We start from the raw sequence: 18,369 nt of genomic DNA, 5'->3' as shown, positions 1-18,369 counted from the left end.
TGATAGCAGTGGCTATTGTCCGCCGTGTGGACGCCGAGCCGTGGGCGAGCGTCGAGGTGGGAGGGCCACAGCGCACCGCGTTTGAATCGGCTCAGAGGAACGGCCGATAGTAGTACGGGCTCACGAACCCCTCGATGACAGCCGCGACCGCTAGCAACACGGCGACGCCAACGAGCACCCAGAACGCACGCTCGAGCGCGTCCGCGAGGGCCGGTATCCCGACGTGCCCCCGCCACGTCCGCCAGGCGGTGACGCCGACGGACACCCCGAGCGCGCTGGCGATCAGGATCGCCGGAATCTCGATGACACCGTGCGGGACGACGAAGGCGGCGAGTTCACGCGGCGCGACCTCGAGCCGGGCGGTGAACCCCAGGGCGACGCCGTTGAACAGCACCGAGACGATCGCCGGGACCGCGAGGGCGATGCCGGCGTAGGCCGTCGTGAGCGCGACCAGCCAGTTGTTGCCGAACAGTTCGACCGCCATCGCCGGCGGGAGCCATCCCTCGAGCCGGGCCGCGATCGACGTCTCGAACCCGCCAGCGACGGAGCCGGCGGTCGCCCAGCCGATCCAGAACCCGAGGACGCCGAGGGCGACGATGAGCGCGTGGGTCCCCGGCGTCGCCCGAACGAACGCCGTCATTTCGGCCCAGCCGCGGCGGAGCCCGGATCGAAGCTGGCTGCGAAGCGAGCGTGCCGGCGGTTCCGGCGGCCGCAGTCGCCCCCGGTAGTCGCAGTAAACCGTCGTTTTCAACAGGTCCAGCGCCGGAAAGAGGACCAACACGGAGAGCAATGACTCGAGCGCGACGATGTCGACCAGCGAGAGCAGGCCGGCGATCGTCGCCAGGCCGACGAACGCCAGGAACGCCACGATGTAGTAGAAGATCGCCGCAACCGGCCGCGCCCGAATGAATCCGCCGGCATGTCGGACCGCGCCGACGACGCCCGCATCGTCGACGACGATCGCGACCGAAGCGAACGCGAACAGCGCCCGGATGGCGACGATGAGGACGATCGCCATCAGACCCGCGAACAGCGCGGCCAAAGCGGGGCCCACCCCCGATCCAGTCGCGAGCGACACCGCGCCGGCCAACAGCGCGGCCCCGATGCCGACGGCGACGAGCACGACGCCCCAGCAGAGCACCTCGAGCACGAAGAGCCCGAGGAACCGCAGCCAGTATCGGCGGGCTCCCGCGAGTCCGGCTACGAGCCCGCGCTCGCTTCGCAACCGCCCGTAACAGGCCGCGAGTTGTCCCGCAGCGACGGCGGCCGACAGCAGTGCGAACAGCACGATGCTCACGACGACCGTCACCGCAGCGAGGGTGAGAAGCGGCGGCGTCAGTATCTGGTCGAACAGCGGCTCGAGGCCGCTGGCCCACGCGTCGAGCGCCTCGGGGTCGGTCGGCGGTGGCTCCAACTCGGCCACTGCCGTCCGGACCGTGTCCAGTCGGCCGGTCGTCGCGAGATAGAGGGTGGCGATGACGAGCGCGGCGAACGGAACGACGCGCACGATCCCGGTGATCGCGATCCCGAGGACGTACATCGGCAGGAGATCGCCCGGGCGGCGGAAGACTGCGGCGACGGCGGCGACGAAATCGGAGAGGGCCATACGGACCGTTGGTCCCCATATCAGTTAAATGACCGCTTCGCGTTCGCGGCCGAACACCTGTTCGGCTTGAGTCACCGCGAATAGGTCTCGAGGTGGTCGATGTGACCGTCCTCGATGTGGAAGAAGTCCGCGAACTCGAAGAGTACGGTGCCCTCTTCGACCACGCGGCCGCGGACGGCGACGTGATCGCCATCGGCAACGATCGACTTGATGTCGTGGCTCGTGTCCGGGTTCGGCCGTTGGTCGCGCATGAATGCGACGAACGACTCGCGGTCCTCGAACGTCCGATCGGGACGGCACTGGACGAACGCGGGCGAGAGCAGCCGTTCGAGGACGGCGTAGTCGTGCTCGTCGAGCGCGTCGTAGTACTGACGGACGAGGTCGTGACGGTCGGCGGTCGCGTTCGGTTCCGTGTCCATATCGGTCCTTTCGTCGCCACGGGCAAAAGCGTCCGACTCCCGCCTCAGGGGTCCGCCGTCCCGTCGGCATCGGTTTCGGGGAGGTCGTCGGGTGCGGGTGGGTCCTCCCGATCGACGGCGGCAGCGTGAGCGCGATCGGCGTCGGTCCGGTAGTCGTCACCCGCCGCCTCGTCGCCCCGTCCGTAGTGGTCCGCCGCCGTCGCGTACCACTTCGCTGCGTTGCGTCGGTCGGTCGCCTGTTCGTTCGCGCGTTCCGCGGCCAGACTCACCGCGTCGTCGTCGGCGTATCGCCTGGCGGCGTCGAAGGCCTCGAGCGCGTCGGTGAGCGGGCCGACCGCATCGTCGAACGCGGCGGCCGCAGTCACCCAGTCCTCGGTCGCGACCGCCTCGCGTCCCCGTTCGTAGTTGTCGAGTCCGTCCCGATAGTGCGTGGTCGCGATCCGGTAGCGCTCGACGGCCGCGTCGTCGTCCGAGACGGTCTCGATCGCCTCGCGGATCTCCTCGAGATCCGGCTGCTGGAGCGGGTCCTCGTCCGACCAGACGTACCGGATCGTTCGGTCCCCGTCGAGGACGAACACGGATCGCCTGGCGAGATCCGGATGGCCGCCGAACAGTTCGTCCTCGAGGACGCCGTAGGTCGCGGCGATCGAGCCGTCGCTGTCGGAAACGAGCGGAAAGCCGAGATCGTGTTGGGCCGCGAACGCCCGGTGGCTGAAGGCGGTGTCGGTCGAGACGCCGACGATCGAAACGTCGTTCTGGAGGCCGAACAGATCGAGGTCGCGAAGCGAACAGAGTTCCTCGGTACAGCTCGGGCTGAAGTCCGCCGGGTAGAAGAGCAACAAGACGACGCCGCTGTCGTCGATCAGTTCCTCGAACGTGACCTCTCGAACCTCCCCGTCGATGGCCGCGGGACCGTCGAACGTCGGTGCGGTCTCCCCCGTCTCGAGCATGCTACTGAGTCGGGCCACGAGCGGCATATGTGCACCGATCGAACGAGAGCCGCTGCGCAGCCGGAAGCCGTCGATCACGGCTCACGATCCGGCACGCTCCCGTCGGGATCGGGCCGGTTCCACGACCCTTTTGTCCCGACACCGCCTAGTTCCCCGCGTGGAGTGTCACGTCTACTACGAGGGCGACGACGACCCCGAGAAGTGTACCGCGCGTCGCCTCGAGAAGTTCGATAAGGCGACCCTGTATCGATCGATGGGGCAGGTGCCCTACGGGGTCGTCCTCAATCCCCACGCCGAGCGGGCGCTCTCGCCGGCCGATCTCGAGGCGGGGCTGGGGACGCTGGTCGCCCTCGATTGCTCGTGGGAATCCGCCGAGGAGGCGTCGTTTCAAATGCGCGGGGTTCACCGGGCGCTCCCCTTTCTCGTCGCCGCGAACCCCATCAACTACGGTCGCCCGTTCCGGCTGACCACCGTCGAGGCGCTCGCGGGTGCCTGTTGTATCTTCGACGAGCGGGAGCGAGCCGCGGACCTGCTCGAGCCGTTCCGCTGGGGCGAGACCTTCCTGACGCTCAACGAGGAACCGCTGCGACGGTACAGCGAGTGTGCGGACTCGAGCGAGGTCGTGGCGGTGCAGGAAGAGTATTTAGCCGACGAGGACGCGGAGTAGCGCGGACGGCGGCGTCTCCGTGGCCGACCGGTATCGGGAATCCTGTGCGGGTCGGTCGGATCACAGCGATTAAATGCACCACGGGCAAAGGGCGAGTATGGCCAGTTTCGACGCAGCTGAGAAACGGATGCTCGAGAAGATGATCTGTATGCGCTGTAACGCTCGCAACTCCAAGCGAGCCACGCGCTGTCGCAAGTGCGGCTACAAGAAGCTTCGTCCCAAGGCGAAGGAAGCGCGCGCCGCATAATCGGCCGACGCGGCCGGCTCGTTTTCCAGATGGTGTTTCCGTAGTGGCATCCGCGGGCGCGGCCGATCGATTCCGCGGGCGCGCTCAGTCCTCGACGGGGTCCCCGACGCCGGCCGCGGCCGGATCGGTGGCCGACGCGATCGTGCGTTCGTTGTTGGCAACCCAGCGCAAAAGCAGGGCCGCGAATAGGTACTTCGCGCCGATGTCGAGAAGCGAGTAGCCCCACGAGGTGAGTCCGACCGAGTCGACGAGAGCGAAGCCTTCGACTCCGAGCGCCCACACGATCGGATAGCCGAGCCAAAGGACTACCGTCAGCCCCCGCAGGGTGCCGAATATATCTCCCGTGCCGGCAGCCTCGGCGTTCGTCGGCCACTTCGCGAGCAAGGCATAGAGGACGACGACGAAGAACGCGGTACTGACGAGGTAGAACGCCCACCGGAACGCGTACGACGAGGTGGTCAGTGCCGCCGCGAGACCGGTGAGACACATCCCGATGTCGGCGGCGATAACGACGAACAGGTCAGCGGTATCGACCTCCGCCAGCCACCCGAGCGCCAATAGGATCATCGGTGTCGACAGCGTCCACGTGAGATACCGTCCCCATTGGCTGAGTACGTCCTCGCCGGCCAGCGCGTGGCCGGCGGGCATCTCTATCGGACCGGCCGTGAGCCCGGTTACCAGACCCAGGTAACTCGATAACGACACCAACGGGATCATGAGCGTCGCGCCGACGATCAGTCGCGCCCGATTCGCTCGGACGGTCCGAGCCATGTACAGAAACACCAGGATCGAGAGCCCCGCCAGTGCGATGTTTACCCATAGCGATGAATGCAACAGCGTGTCGGTCCGGATCTGGGTCGCCACCTCGCTCCGTGTCGTCTGTATCGGACCCAGCGTCCGTGTCGCGATCGCAGTCGGTCCGTTGACTCCCATACGCCCCACACACCGACTGATCGTGGTAAGTTCTTGACCTCATAGTGTTGGATTATGCCACCTTTTCGTGGTTCCCGCAACCCTTCGGCGTTCGACGCCGGCGAACACGAACCCGCGCCAGAGATATCGGGTTCGCCCCCGCGCCCTGCTCCGGTCTCGAGAGCGGCGCTCCTTCGCGACGGCGCTCGGGATCGGTCCGACGACGGGAGAAACGTCGGCTTTCCGACCCGGTTACTGGTCGGGGTACTTCGGCTCCCGTTTCTCCGCCCGCTCGAGCGCGGTTCGCACCACGTCACGCACGTCGCCGTGGAAGACGCCGCCGTGACCCGGGTACATGTGCTCGACGCCGGCGGGCATGCGCTCGAGCAGGTCCCGAATGCTCTCGATGAGTCGCTCGCGGGACTGGCCGGCCCTGTCGGTGCGACCGAAGCTACCGTAGTCGAAGGCCCCGTCGTCGTGGACGACGACGTCCCCGGAGAACAGCGCCGACTCGGAGACGAACGAGACGTGGTCGTCGGCGTGACCCGGAGTGTAGACGACCTCGAAATCCTCGTCGCCGATCCGTACCGTGTCGCCGTCGTCGATCGCGTGGGTGCGAGCCGGATGGTCGTCGTAGGCGTACACGTCCGGATCGAACGCGTCACGGACGGTCTCGAGTTGGGCGACGTGGTCGCCGTGTTGATGGGTCATGACCACGGCCTCGAGGTCGTCGGTGTGGGTGCGAATCGCGTCGACGATGCCATCCATCGCCCCGGCGTCGACGAGCGTCGTCCGGTCGCCGACGACGAGAAAGGCGTTGCAGGTGAACGTCTCCGCAGCCTCGGTGACGTGGTGGACTTCCATACGCGGACCGTGGATAGCCGTCGGCAAAAACGATCCCCTCGACCGCGACACGGCGATATCGTCCCACGCAGGATATGGCGGATATTTTATATTGGATCAGCATCCCCTCCGTTCCAGCGACGCTCCCGAACGTGTTGCCTGGTTGGGGAACGGTAATAAACCGGTAACCGCGGAATTTTTCAATCGGAACCCCGTAGGGAACACTGTATGGGATTCGGGAGCTACGACGAATCCGAGCAACAGGAAGTCGACGCTGATTTTGACGACGATGACGCGGTCAAGTCGGGAGAGAACAGCCACGACGGAACCATCGAGTTCGAAAACGGTGCGTCGAGCGACGAGTTGCTCGACCGTCTCAAGGAGATCAAAGACGAGAGCGACTGACGGATGAAAGCCGGGGTACGGGCGCTGGGCATCGCCGAATCGTACCGCGGCGATCACGATCGAACGCGGAGCACGCTCGCCGGTGCCGTCGTCCGTGCCGACCGGGTCTGGGACGGACTCGCGTACGGTACCTGTCGCGTCGGCGGCACCGACGGAACCGACGCCGTCATCGACCTCGTCGACGGCCTCGACCGTCCGGACGTCCGGTACGTCCTGCTCGGTGCTATCGCCCCCGCGTGGTACAACGTTCTTTCACTTTCGCGCGTTCGGGAGGCCGTCGACCGGCCTGTCATCGCCGTCACCTTCGAGGCCAGCGACGGCCTCGAGGCCGGCCTCCGGGACGCCTTTTCGGGACCCGAACTCGAGGACCGCCTCGAAACCTACCGAGCGCTGCCGGATCGGCGCGAACTGTCGGTCGACGGCGAGACCGTCTACGTCAGACACGTCGGCCTCGAAGCCGCCGACGCCGACGACGTCGTCCGGGCGTTCACGCCCGACGGCGGCCGTCCCGAGCCGCTTCGGATCGCGCGGATGACGGCTCGAGCGGCCGATTCGTACGTTCGAACGGTCGAATGAAACCGCTCCGCGTCGGTCGACCGAGAGCGGCGTGCGGTCGCATCTCGGTCACCCACAGCCCGCCGGGAGAGGCCGAGGGAGCCAGTCGGTCTTCCGACCGCGGGTGCGTCCCGAAAGACGTAGGAGGCGACCGCTTGAGCCCCCCTGTATGGGAGCAATGGAGGACTGCTGTGTCACGGAGTGTACGCGCTGTCCGGCGCTCGTCGACTCACGCAGCCGGATCGTCAACGGTGTCGGTCCCGAGGACGCCGACCTCTTGTTCGTCGGTGAAGGCCCCGGAGCCAACGAGGACGAGCACGGCGAGCCGTTCGTCGGTCGCAGCGGGTCCGTTCTCGACGACACCCTCAGAACCGCCGGTCTCGATCGAAGCGACGTCCGTATCACCAACTGCGTTCGCTGTCGGCCCCCGGAGAACCGCGATCCGAAAACCGACGAACTCGCCAACTGTCGGCGCTACCTCGAGCGGGAACTCGCCACGGTCGATCCGGAAGTGATCGTCACGCTGGGGAAGGTGCCCAGCGAGCACCTGCTCGAGCGATCGGTCGCGGTGACCAAGGAGGCGGGCGATCTCGAGGAGGTCCGGATCGACGGCGCGCCGCGGCGACTCCTGATCTCCGTGCATCCGGCGGCGACGCTGTACGACCGGAGTCAGGCGGAACCCTTCGAGAACGCCGTGCAGCGCGCGGCCGAACTCGCCGGCGTTGCGGACAGCGAGGGCGGACAGTCGCGCCTCGATGGCTTCTGATCGCGCCTCGCGCGCGGCGTCCAGTCAGGACGGGGTACAGATCGATTCCTGTCATTACAGACACGCCCCGTCACCGTGCCAGTGTAGCCCACACGACCGCTGCTAGCGATCAGGACGGTCGTCGCAATGACTCTCAGCGGTGACGGCAACGGCGGTCGCGACGACGGACGCCGATCGACCGACTCGTCGACCCGCGGGTGCCCGACGGGCGGGCAACAGTCGGTTGCCCGAAAGGCAATTCACTTCAACGCGCCCCGCCGAGTACGCGTATGAGCACCGTTTCGTCTCCACAGGCGCAGTCCCTCGCCTCCGTCGTCGTCGTCGACTACGGTCTCGGGAACCTCCGCAGCGTTACGCGCGGTCTCGAGCGGGCGGGTGCCGATGTCGAGATCACCGACGACCCGGCCGCCTTCGCTACGGCGGATGGCGTCGTTCTCCCGGGCGTCGGTGCGTTCCGCGAGGGCGTCGAGAACGCCGACCCGCTCCGCGAGGACCTCCTCGAGGTGGCCGAGAGCGGGACCCCGCTGTTCGGGATCTGTCTCGGCATGCAGATGCTGCTCACGACCAGCGAGGAGGGTGACACGGACGGCGAGTCGGCCGTCCAGGGACTGGACCTGATCCCCGGAACGAACGTCCGGTTCGCCGAGGGACAGAAGGTCCCGCACATGGGCTGGAACGAACTTCACGTCCAGCGCGAACACCCGCTCGTGGAGGGCGTTGCGCGTGGCACAACGGAGAATCCGAACGGGAGCAGCCCGCGAGGAGGGAGCGTGGACGGCAACTACGCCTACTTCGTCCATTCCTACTACGCGGCTCCGGACGACGAGCGCGCGACGGTTGCGACGACGGACTACGAGCGCGAGTTCCCGTCGATCGTCGCGAACGAGGCCGGCACCGTCTTCGGGACGCAGTTCCACCCCGAGAAAAGCGGTGAGACGGGACTGCAGATCCTGCGGAACTTCGTCGAAATCTGCGCCGAAGCGTAACGCGACGACGGTGACGGCAGTCGGTCACCGGAACTGACCCTGTACGTCCGCTCCGCGTTCCCTCGACCGGGTTGTTTATTACAGCTATCCTATACGTTTCGGATATGGTGTGGTCCGAACGGTGGAGTAGTGTCGGATTCGGGTGCCTGCTCTTCGTCGTGTGTGGCTGGACGGCCTGGGCCAACTCTCAGTCTACGGTCGGTGCTCCCGCCACCATCGCTCTCGTCGCCAGCGGGTGGACGGCGCTCGGGGCAACCGCTTTCGTGACCGCGGGCCGCCGCGATCGGATCACGGTCGGCGACCGTCGACTCGAGTGGTGGCAGATCCAGGGACTCGGCTTCGTCTGCCTCGGGACAGCCGTGCTGACTCCAGCGGCGAGCGGCATGTACGCATGGCTTAACCCGCTCACCCGTGTTCTGCTAGCCGGTGCGTTCGGGATAAACGGTGCTCTCCGGCTTCGATACGAGCCGTCGGCGGACGATCCCGTCGAACCGTCAGTGCGGCGGCTGGTGCGGGTTGCCATCAGTTCGGTGGTCGTTTGGCTCGCCGTGCGTGCAGTGCCGTTCTGAGCCGGGACCGATTCCGACCGTGGGTCCGTGGGCGACGCCCGACGCTTCGAACGAAACCCGGAACGAACCGAACCGACCGCTGGGCACTACAGCAGTTCGCGTACGTCGGAGTACCACATGTCGTGGTAGTCGACGTGCCCGACCCGGCGAGCGATCGCGACGGCCAGCGAGTGCCAGCAGCGTTCGGTCGGGTCGTCGGCATCCAGGTTATACTCGCTGTCCTTGCAGGTACAGCCGCCGTCCTCGACGATGTACTCGTCATCGTAGCCGACGACGATCGTAAAATCACGGTAGGACTTCACGCGGTTTTCGCCCACCGCTTCGATGGCCCGAACCCCGCGGTCACCGTGGATATCCGTGATCCGGCCGACGATCTCGGGCGTGAGTTCGCCGGCTTCCTCGAGAGTTGCTTGCCATCGCTCGACGGGGTTGGCCTTCGGCACAACTGAACCTGTGCATCGGACTGTAAAATCGGTTTGGTTGTCCATCGACCCGCCGCGCCGGGTCGATCGCCCGCTCGAGACCACACCGTTTTTCGCCCGCTACCGACGAGACGAGGTATGCGCGTCACAGAGGGCGGGGTCGAACTCGAGGTCCCCGGCGAACAGACGGAGGGCATCGAGGAGGCGGTCTTCTACAACCCGCGACAGGAACTGAACCGGGATCTGACGATCGCGACGCTGCGGGCCTACCGCGAGCGTGAAGAGCGGGCCACGTCGTATCTGGACGCGATGACTGCAAGCGGCGTCCGGGGGGTCCGGGCCGCTGCCGACGGCTGGGACGTCACCTGCTGTGACGTCGACGAGGCGGCGGTCGACCTCGCGCGGGCGAACCTCGAGCGAAACGAGTTGGCGGCCGACGCGTCGGTCGAACACCGCAATGTCACCGCCCTCATGCACGACGAGCCGTTCGACGTGATCGACCTCGACCCCTACGGGACGCCGATGCCGTTCGCCGACGCCGCGTTCGCGAACTGCCGGGATCTGGTCTGTGTCACCGCGACCGACACCGCGCCGATGTGCGGCGCGCACTTCAACAGCGGTGTCCGCTCGTACTCCGCGGTGCCCCGCAACACGGATTACCACGCCGAGATGGGCGTGCGAATCCTCGTCTCGGCGCTCGCGCGCAGCGCGGCCCGGTTCGACGTCGGTATCGAGCCACTCCTCACCCACGCGACCAGCCACTACGTCCGGACGTACCTCGAACTGACCCACAAGCCCACGGCGGCCGACGCCGCGATCGACGAGTTAGGCCACCTCTATCACTGTGAAGACTGCCTCTACCGCGAGGCCGATCCCGGACTGATCGCCGACCCCCTCGAGACGTGTCCCCACTGCGACGGCAATCGGATGCTCACCGCCGGCCCGGTCTGGCTCGGCCCCGTCCAGGACTCGGCGTTCGTCGGCGCAGTCCGCGACGAGATTCCCTACACGTTCGACACCGCGCCAAGAGCCCGCGAACTCTGTGACACGCTCGCAGCGGAACTGGCCGAACCCACCCACTACGACCAGCACAAGCTCTGTCGGAACTGGGGGCTGCCCGCGAACGCGATGGACGAGTTCCTGGCCGACCTTCGCGACGCGGGCTACGCAGCGTCTCGAGCCCACTATGGGGGGACGACGTTCAAGACGGACGCCAGCGTGGGCGAGATCCGCGCGGCGACCGAACCCAACCTCGACTGATCGCGGTCATTCTCCGTCGGCGGACGGGACCTGTCCCGCGGTTCGGCCAGCACCCTCTGCGGTTTCGCTGTCGGCGTCGGATCGGTCCCCCACCGGTCCGTCGTGGTTCCCGGTCGCGATGGCCGGCGGTTCACTGGTCGAAAGGAAAGATTACGGGAGTTCGCTCGGATCGAGCCGGAGACACCGTGCCGAGCACCCCAGCGTAAGCCGCCGTTGTGGGCCTGTCCGACGGGACTACATATAGCGGCTCGCGTGGAAGCACTGCGCGTGCTCGACCCCAAACGGGGCGTGGCGGTAGCGGGAGCGGCGTTTCGGCTCGCTCGCAGCGAACAACTGACGCTGCTCGCGGCGGGCGTCGCGTTCTACGGGTTCATCTCCCTCGTGCCGCTCATGCTGCTTGCGCTCGGCATCGCCGCATCGATCGGCGGCGACGCGCTCGCGGCCCGGCTCACGGCGGCGGCCAGCGACGTGCTCACGCCGGCGGCCCGGGAACTGCTCGCGGAGACGCTCGTCGACGACACCGGTCGGCAGGGGGCGACCGTCGTCGGCATTCTCGGGCTTCTGTGGGGCTCGAGTCGCGTCCTTCGCGGGCTCGATCGGGCCTTCTCTCGGGTGTACGGCACTGCGGGGGAAAAGTCGCTGCTCGACACCGTCTGGGACGCGACGATCGTGTTTCTCGGTATCACGCTGGGACTCGTGATCGTCGGGCTCCTCGAGGTCGCGATCCAGTTCCTTCCCGGATACGGCCTCTCGGCCGTCGGACAGCTGTTCGTCGTGCTCGGCCTGGCCGCGACGTTTCTGCCGCTGTACGTCGTCTTTCCGGGTGCGAACGTCGGGCTCCGCGAGGCCGCACCCGGAACGACCGTCGCCGCCATCGGCTGGTACGCACTGAGCCGCAGTTTCTGGCTGTATACGGACCTCGTCACCGGGTATGCGGTCTACGGCGCGCTCGGAGCCGTCTTTCTCGTGCTCATCTGGTTGTACGTCGGCGCGATCATCCTCGTCTTCGGTGCCGTCCTCAATGCGGTGCTCGTCACCCGTGAAGTGGATCGGCAGCTACAAAGTCCCGGACACCGACAGATTTCGACAGAAGCGATGACCGACGACGCTACGGGGGCCGACGAGGGAGCCACGGAGGACCGCGCGAGCGACCGTGCGACCGCGAGGAGCGCCAGCGCCCGGACGCGTGATCGCGCGAGCGACGCCGCGGCCCTCCGCGAGGAGGTCGAGCGACTGCGCGACCGCGTGGACGCCTTCGAAGACGATGTCGAGGACCGAACCGTTCGAAGAGAGTCGCTCGAGGGCGACCTCAAACGCTACGTGCGCCGACGGGTCCGCCGTGGCCACGCCCGCGACTGGGGGCCGTATCTCGTCTTGCTGTACGGGACGGCGATGTCGATCGCGGCGTTTTACTTCCTGAACGGTGGCTGGGCGATCCTCGCACTGCTGGTCGTCTGGACGTCGACGCTCGGCGTCTACGTCCTGATGGTCCTGTTCGGGTTCGGTCTCTCCCTGCTGGGGATCCCCGGCCGGCTCCGAAACCTGATCGGAGAGCGACGCTCCTGAGACGACTCGGCCTCGCCCGGCCGCTTCGGTTCGGCATCCGAACTCCGACCTCGAGCCGATCCCAGCTCGAACGGTCCCGGCTCGAACTCCTTACTGCTGTGCGGGGGCGGTCCGTTGGGCGACCCGTCGACCCCGCTCCGTGTACGTTGTCGGCCGCTGGTGGGTGCAGATGTGGTCGGCGTCAGTCCTCGCGCTCGAGTTGGTCGCCGCCGAACTCGTCGTCGCTCTCGATGCGGGAGGCCTGTGGACCGCTCTGATCCTGATACTTCGACCCGCGCTCGCTGCCGTAGGGCCGTTCGGCCGCGGTCCTGAGTTCGGTGAAGGTGAGCTGTGAGATGCGCATTCCGGGCGTGAGCGCGACCGGGGCGGAGCCGAGGTTCGACAGCTCGAGGGTGATCTGGCCCCGATAGCCGGGATCGCAGAGGCCGGCCGTCGCGTGGACGACGACGGCGAGCCGGCCCAGCGAGGAGCGACCCTCGACGTGGGCGATCAGGTCCGCCGGGATCTCGACGCGTTCGTGGGTGGTCCCGAGCACGAAGTCGCCGGGATGGAGGATGAAATCGTCGTCCTCGTTGACGACGGTTTCGGTGACGTACTCGTCGACTTCCCGTTCGGAGTTGGGATGGATACAGGGGATGTTCGTCCGCTGAAACTCGAGGAATTCTCGGCCCAGCCGGAGGTCGACGCTCGCGGGCTGGATCTGTAGCTCCGGGTCGTCGAGGGGCTCGACGACGAGGTCGCCGGCGTCGAGGCGCTCGCAGATGTCCGCATCGGAGAGGATCATACCGAGTAGGAGCGAGCACGGGGCCCTAAATTCCTCGGTCCGCGTTCGGACGGCGCGTCGAGCAGTCGGAACCCGCGCCCGCTCGCGGGACGCCGGTGGGTCCGGCGGTATCACGGCCGGTCGCATCCGCTCGAGCGACGCTGGAACCGCGTGGTATCGATTCGAACTGTTCTCTCGGACGGCCTAATTCGTTATACCGTTGGGTCCCCAACCCAATCGCATGGATGGGACGCAGGACCGATTTAACGGGAACACGCGGGTTCTGCACCAGCGCGCGGTCAGAATCCCGCTTCCCGACCGGGACGCCGAGCGAGTCTTCCACGAGAACATGATGAACGTGGCGGTCGCCCGGGAGCGAAAAGCGGACCTGCTTGCTGATCCGACCGTGTCCGTACTGGACGCGTACGAAGTCCAGCTCGAGCACATCGCCGAGAGTTTCGAGCGGCGGCTCCGACGGACCGTCGGTGACGACTACGAGGAGGTCGCGATGGCGTACAACCGTGGTGAACGGGACGACAAGATCGGTGCGCTCGCCGCGTACTATTTCGAGGGTGTCTGGCGAGCCCAACAGCAAGCGACGATTACGGACATGTTGTACGCCCCGCTGATCCTCCGTTATCCCGATAGTTTCACCACGAACATCCGGTTTGCCAGCGGCTACACGACGACGAAGTCGGTCCGCTACGAATCGCCGGCCCACTGCTCGGAAGAGCTCGACGACGAACATACCGAAACCTACTACGAAGAGAGCCTGTACTCCCAGAAGCAGGCAGCGGACTACCTCAGGGAAAGCGCCGCGATCATCCGCGAGGAGTTCCCCGATCCCGACGAAACGTCGTTCGAGGAGCGCAAGTACGGCGGCATCGTCTCGGCGAACGGCCGACGTGGCTCGGTCTTCTCGGCGATGCTCGAGCGGGTCGAGCCGGACCCCGATCGGTTTGCCGAGTCCATCAGCGAGCCGACCCTCGTGGAAGCGGGCCCGGAGGCGCGACGGACGGAACGGACGTTCCGCCTCGAGAGCGAAGTCATTCACTGATGCGGTCCGAGAGCCGGCCGTATAGGTACGGCTAAAGGGCTCCCCGTTCTCGTCCCGGTCATGAAACAGGCCATCGTTGCCCGCACGGACATCGGCATGGGACAGGGAAAGCTCGCCGCACAGGTCGCCCACGCGTCGCTGTCCGCCTACGAGAAGGCCGACGGCCAACTCCAGCGCCAGTGGCAGCAAGGCGGCCAGAAGAAAGTCGTATTGCAAGGCGAGAGCGAACGCCAACTGCACGAACTCTCCGAAATCGCGGATCGAGACGGGATACCGAACGCGATCATTCGTGACGCGGGCCACACCCAACTCGAGCCCGGGACCGTTACCGCGCTGGCCGTCGGGCCGGCTGCGGACGACCGCGTCGACAGCGTGACCGGCGACCTGTCGCTCTTCTAATCGGCACGGGGACGGTCCTCGGACGGTACGGCGACCGATGCGGGGTGGAAACCCACGGACGGAACGGGACGCGTTAGTCCGAGCGGTAGCCTCGCGGTTCCTCCCTGACCGGCGACTCCTCGTCGGGCAGGGACACATCGGTGACGACACCGGGAGACAGCGAGCGGATGTCGATCGATTTGCTCCCGAGCACCGCGAAGCCGGCGAAGATCGTCAGGAAGCCGGCGACCGCCAGCGCGTCGATCGTCTCGCCGAGCAGTGCCCAGCCGCCGAGCGTCGAGACGACGGGCACGACGTAGAAGATCAGGTTCGCGCGGATCGCACCGGCCGCGTCGATGAGTCCGAAGTAGGCGATGTACGCGAGGACGCCCGCGAAGATGCTGACGTAGCCAAGCGCCAGGACCGCTTCGGTGGTCCACGTGATCGCGGCCGCCGACTCGCCGCCGGACCAAGCCAGCAGGTGACACAGCGCCGCGGCGAAGGGGAGTCCCCAGGCGACGCGGACCGTACTCGAGAGGTCGCTGTCGGCCCGCCGGATCAGCACGGCCCCGAGCGCGGCGGCGATCGCGCCGACGAACAGGATGCCCTTGCCGACGGCACCGCCGAGCAGGTTCGCGGGATCGGGGCTGACGACGAGGCCGACGCCGAGCAGGCCGAGTCCCATGCCGGCCGCGCCGCGCGGGGAGAGGCGCTCGTCGGAGAGCAAGAGCGCGGCGAATATCGGCGTCATGATGGGGTTGAGGCTGTACATGATCGAGGCGACGGCGCTGGTGACGTACTGCTGGCCGACGAACAGCAAGGCGTTCGTCAACCCGATCGCGAGCACGCCGGTCGCGAGGATGGCCCCGATGTCGCCGCGCGTCCGCGGGAACAACTCCGAACGGGACGTCGTCAGACCGACGTACGCCAGCATGACGACGGCCGCGATGTCGAACCGGAGGGCAACGAACAGCAGCGGCGGGAAGTACGCGAGGCCGGCCTTCGCGGCGACGAACGTGCCGCCGAAGAACAGACTCGAGAGGGCGAAGAACAGGGCGGTACGGCGAGCGACCACTACGCCGCCACCCCCGTCGGAACCGTCCGCGTCGAACCGAGAGCGGCCGACGCGTGGATAGCGAAAATCATCGTACTCCACCCTACGAGCGCCGGGGTTATAGTTTCGTTCAGAAAATATTTCACGGGAAGAAGCCGCGGCAACGCGGGAAAGAGTTGGCGCACACGACAGCGTTGCAGACCCTGCAATAGTTTCACGGTACGAAACGCGTTTATCACTAGGGACACGAGCGGGCGTATGGAATCTGCGCTCGAGGAGATCGAGTTCCTCGCGCTCTCGTCGAACCGCGTCGAGGTGCTGGGGCTGCTCGCGGCTGGGCGATGTACGCGCACCGAGTTGGCGGACGCGACCGGGGCTTCGCAGGCGACGCTGGGACGAATCCTGAGTGACTTCGAGGACCGGTCGTGGATCAGACACGACGGCAGCGAGTACGTCGCGACGGCGACCGGCCGACTCGTCGCCGAGGGGTTTACCGACCTTCAGGAAATCCTCGAGACCGAGGCCAAACTCCGCGAGATCGTGGACTACCTGCCCACGCACGCGATGGACTTCGATCTCCGCCGGCTCTCGGACGCGACGATCACGGTCCCGAGCGCGACGCGCCCGAACGCGCCGCTCGGACGGCTGCTCGGCTTCCTCCGGGAGGCCGACGAAGTCCGTGCGTTCTCCCACACGTTCAACGAGCAGGCGCTGCGGGTCGTCCGGGAGCGCGTCACCGCCGGCGACCAGCGATTCACGGGCGTTTTCGGCCGGAGCGCGATCGAAGCGCTCGCCGACGAATCGGAGCTGCGACGGCAACTCGAGGCGCTGCTCGCGGCCGCGGACGCCGAGATCAGGGTCCGCGAAGAGGGCGTCCCGATCGCGATCATGATCGTCGACGGTGTCGTCTATCTCCTCTTGCGCGACGAGAACGGGGTCCTCCGGGCGTCCGTCGATACCGACGACGACGCGGTGCGGGCGTGGGCCGAGGACTCGCTGGATCACTACTGGCGGACGGCGACGCCACTCGAGCCCGAGACGCTGTCCGAGTGAGCAGCGAGCGGCGGAACACCGCTCGAGGCGCTACGCGGGGGCGGACCCGAGCGGCCTCGGGCCGGGAATGCTCGATTCGAACTCGAGGGTCGGCGCGGGCCGCGCGCGGTCGTAGCGTTCCGAGCCGACTGCGATCGACGCGGGTTCCGGCGTCGTCTCCTCCTCTCCGGTCCGTTCGATGACGTACTCCTGCCCGATCGTCGACGCCTGCAGGTTCTCGACGGGCGCGTGGTCCGCGGTCAGTACCGGTACGTCGTCGGTCTTGGGCGGGTCCAGTGATGCGTCGATCTCGGTGCGCAGGTCGAGTCCGAGGTCCCGCCGCTCGTTTCGCTCGGCGAGATCGGCCTCGGTGAAGTCGGTGTCCGCTTTCGTCGCGACCACCTCGATGTTCTGTACCGACCCCCAGTCCGAGGTGCGGTAGCTGTACGTCGAAGCGAAGGCTTCGTCGATCGTCTTGTACTGCGCGCGATAGAAGTCCGAGCCGGCACCGCTGGGCGCGGAAATGACGTTCGCGAGGAATACCCCGTCGTCCGTCAGCCGATCCGCGGCCAGTTCCATGAATCCGACTTGGGTCAGGTGAACCGGAACCTGGTCCTTCTGGTAGGCGTCCAGTACGATCACGTCGTAGTTCTTGTCGGTCTCTCGGAGGAACTGCCGGCCGTCTTTCGTGTGTACCGTCATGTTCTCGCTCTCCTCGAGGCGGAAGTAGTCCTTGGCGGCCTGGGAGACTTCGGGGTCGAGTTCGGCGACATCGACGTCGACGTCGTACGTCCGTTCGTAGTCCTTCGGGCCGGTGTACCCGCCCCCGCCGATGAACAGGACGTTCTCGACCTCGGCGGGGTCGTCGACCATCAACATGGGGATGTGGAAGTACCGCGTGTACTCGAAGACGTGTCGCTCGGGGTCGTCGAGATCCATCGCACTGTGACGCGCACCGTCCAGGTATAGCGTCCGCTCGTCCCCGTTGTCGATGACCTCGAGTTCCTGATAGGCCGTCTGGGTCTGGTAGACGACATCGCCGCGGTGGTCGAACGCGACCGGGCCGATACCGGCCGCGACGACGAGCACCAGTGCGATGGCGACGCTCGCCGCCGCCGGTGTCGGTGCGAGAGTGGGAAGCGTCAGCGCGAGTGCAGTGCCGACGAGGACGAAGCCGAACAGGAGGCCGATCGCGTCGATCCCGAGCGCCGGAATCAGGAAATACGTCGTTGCGCCCGCGCCGACGATGCTGCCAATCGTTCCGAGCGCGTAGACGTGGCCCGACGCCTCACCGGTGCCCTCCTTCGCGGAGAGTTCGGCCGCGTACGGGCTGATAAATCCAAGCAGGTAGGTCGGCGGCCCGAAGAGGACGAGCACGGCGGGTAGCGAGGCGTACCGGGCCGGCAACGGTAGCGCGGACGCCGAGAGCAACAGTTGATCGCTCCCGTAGACGACAATCGCAACGTAGCCCGCGGTCCCCAGCATGAGCCAGCACATGCGTCGGTTCGACGCCTCGCCGGCCTGCTTGCCGCCCTGCCAGTAGCCAAGGCTTAACGCGGTGAGGAAGACGGTGATGATGCTGCCCCAGGTGTAGATACTGTTCCCGAACTGGGGGGCAATGATCCGGCCCGCGAGAATCTCCAGCCCCATACTCGTGACGCCGGACACGAACACCGCGATATCGGGCTTGGTCGGCCGGTAGGCGGAGGGCTGCCGCACACTCATTATCGGACAGTAGTGAGCCGCCGCCGAGAACCTGTCGCCTCACTCCGTCGTTCCCCATGACGCACGTCCCCACCCCCGCTACGCTCGTCGAGCCGCCGGTGCGGCGTGCCCGAGATCGGACCGAAATGGCGTCTTCAGACACTCTCGTCGCGACGTTCGATTCAGCCGCCGGGAGTAGTTACCGAAA

The 18,369-nt window shown here is 66.8% G+C and carries 21 protein-coding genes; 12 read left to right on the top strand and 9 right to left on the bottom strand.

The annotated features are described in order from the left end of the window. Window positions 1–91 precede the first annotated feature (91 nt). The 3 genes from C487_RS09710 to C487_RS09700 all read right to left on the bottom strand — a co-directional run bounded on the left by C487_RS09710 (window position 92) and on the right by C487_RS09700 (window position 2,975). On the bottom strand, window positions 92–1,606 hold the full coding sequence (locus C487_RS09710) for a stage II sporulation protein M (protein WP_006185569.1): 1,515 nt from the start codon (window positions 1,604–1,606) through the stop codon (window positions 92–94). A 71-nt stretch (window positions 1,607–1,677) separates the two neighbouring features. Next, window positions 1,678–2,025, bottom strand: coding sequence for a nuclear transport factor 2 family protein (locus tag C487_RS09705; RefSeq protein ID WP_006185568.1), 348 nt, complete (start codon window positions 2,023–2,025; stop codon window positions 1,678–1,680). A gap of 44 nt (window positions 2,026–2,069) precedes the next feature. After that, complete coding sequence (locus tag C487_RS09700; protein ID WP_241431078.1) at window positions 2,070–2,975, bottom strand: redoxin domain-containing protein; 906 nt, start codon at window positions 2,973–2,975, stop codon at window positions 2,070–2,072. A gap of 157 nt (window positions 2,976–3,132) precedes the next feature. On the opposite strand from C487_RS09700, the gene C487_RS09695 reads away from it, so the two are divergent. After that, the gene (locus tag C487_RS09695) at window positions 3,133–3,642 is read left to right on the top strand and encodes a DUF367 family protein (RefSeq protein ID WP_006185566.1); all 510 of its coding nucleotides are present in this window, start codon (window positions 3,133–3,135) and stop codon (window positions 3,640–3,642) included. A gap of 97 nt (window positions 3,643–3,739) precedes the next feature. After that, window positions 3,740–3,889, top strand: a complete 150-nt coding sequence (locus C487_RS09690) for a 50S ribosomal protein L40e (protein ID WP_006185565.1) — start codon at window positions 3,740–3,742, stop codon at window positions 3,887–3,889. Window positions 3,890–3,973: 84 nt separating this feature from the next. On the opposite strand, the gene C487_RS09685 is transcribed toward C487_RS09690, so the two are convergent. Beyond that, complete coding sequence (locus C487_RS09685) at window positions 3,974–4,822, bottom strand: bacteriorhodopsin (protein ID WP_006185564.1); 849 nt, start codon at window positions 4,820–4,822, stop codon at window positions 3,974–3,976. A gap of 231 nt (window positions 4,823–5,053) precedes the next feature. Beyond that, window positions 5,054–5,665 (bottom strand): MBL fold metallo-hydrolase, encoded by a 612-nt coding sequence (locus C487_RS09680; protein ID WP_006185563.1) that lies wholly within the window; start codon window positions 5,663–5,665, stop codon window positions 5,054–5,056. A gap of 207 nt (window positions 5,666–5,872) precedes the next feature. Here C487_RS09680 and C487_RS09675 point away from each other — a divergent pair, with 207 nt between their 5' ends. From C487_RS09675 to C487_RS09655, 5 genes are all read left to right on the top strand, one after another. Continuing rightward, window positions 5,873–6,049, top strand: coding sequence for a DUF5786 family protein (locus C487_RS09675; protein ID WP_006185562.1), 177 nt, complete (start codon window positions 5,873–5,875; stop codon window positions 6,047–6,049). A gap of 3 nt (window positions 6,050–6,052) precedes the next feature. Next, window positions 6,053–6,625, top strand: a complete 573-nt coding sequence (locus C487_RS09670) for an endonuclease dU (protein ID WP_006185561.1) — start codon at window positions 6,053–6,055, stop codon at window positions 6,623–6,625. A 148-nt stretch (window positions 6,626–6,773) separates the two neighbouring features. Beyond that, entirely contained in the window at window positions 6,774–7,370 is a 597-nt protein-coding gene (locus C487_RS09665) for a uracil-DNA glycosylase (protein WP_006185560.1), read from the top strand. A gap of 269 nt (window positions 7,371–7,639) precedes the next feature. Further along, on the top strand, window positions 7,640–8,356 hold the full coding sequence (gene hisH / locus C487_RS09660) for an imidazole glycerol phosphate synthase subunit HisH (protein ID WP_006185559.1): 717 nt from the start codon (window positions 7,640–7,642) through the stop codon (window positions 8,354–8,356). 104 nt (window positions 8,357–8,460) lie between these two features. Continuing rightward, window positions 8,461–8,925 (top strand): hypothetical protein, encoded by a 465-nt coding sequence (locus tag C487_RS09655; RefSeq protein ID WP_006185558.1) that lies wholly within the window; start codon window positions 8,461–8,463, stop codon window positions 8,923–8,925. 86 nt (window positions 8,926–9,011) lie between these two features. On the opposite strand, the gene C487_RS09650 is transcribed toward C487_RS09655, so the two are convergent. Beyond that, entirely contained in the window at window positions 9,012–9,368 is a 357-nt protein-coding gene (locus tag C487_RS09650) for a hypothetical protein (protein WP_006185557.1), read from the bottom strand. 117 nt (window positions 9,369–9,485) lie between these two features. Between C487_RS09650 and C487_RS09645 the strand changes: the two genes are divergently transcribed. Further along, on the top strand, window positions 9,486–10,607 hold the full coding sequence (locus C487_RS09645; RefSeq protein WP_006185556.1) for a tRNA (guanine(26)-N(2))-dimethyltransferase: 1,122 nt from the start codon (window positions 9,486–9,488) through the stop codon (window positions 10,605–10,607). 288 nt (window positions 10,608–10,895) lie between these two features. Next, window positions 10,896–12,173, top strand: coding sequence for a YihY/virulence factor BrkB family protein (locus tag C487_RS09640; protein WP_193787927.1), 1,278 nt, complete (start codon window positions 10,896–10,898; stop codon window positions 12,171–12,173). A gap of 181 nt (window positions 12,174–12,354) precedes the next feature. On the opposite strand, the gene dcd is transcribed toward C487_RS09640, so the two are convergent. After that, complete coding sequence (gene dcd / locus C487_RS09635; protein ID WP_006185554.1) at window positions 12,355–12,957, bottom strand: dCTP deaminase; 603 nt, start codon at window positions 12,955–12,957, stop codon at window positions 12,355–12,357. Between the two features lie 220 nt (window positions 12,958–13,177). Between dcd and C487_RS09630 the strand changes: the two genes are divergently transcribed. Together C487_RS09630 and pth2 are read left to right on the top strand one after the other, a co-directional pair. After that, window positions 13,178–13,993 carry a hypothetical protein gene (locus tag C487_RS09630; protein WP_006185553.1) on the top strand — a complete coding sequence of 272 codons (816 nt, stop codon included), beginning with the start codon at window positions 13,178–13,180 and terminating at the stop codon, window positions 13,991–13,993. A gap of 60 nt (window positions 13,994–14,053) precedes the next feature. Beyond that, complete coding sequence (pth2, locus tag C487_RS09625) at window positions 14,054–14,392, top strand: peptidyl-tRNA hydrolase Pth2 (RefSeq protein WP_006185552.1); 339 nt, start codon at window positions 14,054–14,056, stop codon at window positions 14,390–14,392. A 73-nt stretch (window positions 14,393–14,465) separates the two neighbouring features. On the opposite strand, the gene C487_RS09620 is transcribed toward pth2, so the two are convergent. Next, window positions 14,466–15,446, bottom strand: a complete 981-nt coding sequence (locus C487_RS09620) for a DMT family transporter (RefSeq protein WP_049908073.1) — start codon at window positions 15,444–15,446, stop codon at window positions 14,466–14,468. Between the two features lie 237 nt (window positions 15,447–15,683). Between C487_RS09620 and C487_RS09615 the strand changes: the two genes are divergently transcribed. Continuing rightward, window positions 15,684–16,478 (top strand): helix-turn-helix transcriptional regulator, encoded by a 795-nt coding sequence (locus tag C487_RS09615; RefSeq protein ID WP_006185550.1) that lies wholly within the window; start codon window positions 15,684–15,686, stop codon window positions 16,476–16,478. Window positions 16,479–16,508: 30 nt separating this feature from the next. Here C487_RS09615 and C487_RS09610 read toward each other — a convergent pair whose 3' ends face one another. Then, the gene (locus C487_RS09610; RefSeq protein ID WP_006185549.1) at window positions 16,509–18,182 is read right to left on the bottom strand and encodes a spermidine synthase; all 1,674 of its coding nucleotides are present in this window, start codon (window positions 18,180–18,182) and stop codon (window positions 16,509–16,511) included. Window positions 18,183–18,369: the final 187 nt, after the last annotated feature.

The organism is Natrinema pallidum DSM 3751, assembly GCF_000337615.1.
Lineage (GTDB): Archaea > Halobacteriota > Halobacteria > Halobacteriales > Natrialbaceae > Natrinema > Natrinema pallidum.
The sequence above is the reverse complement of the archived record's forward strand: the minus strand, read 5'-3'. Positions and strand labels throughout refer to the sequence as shown.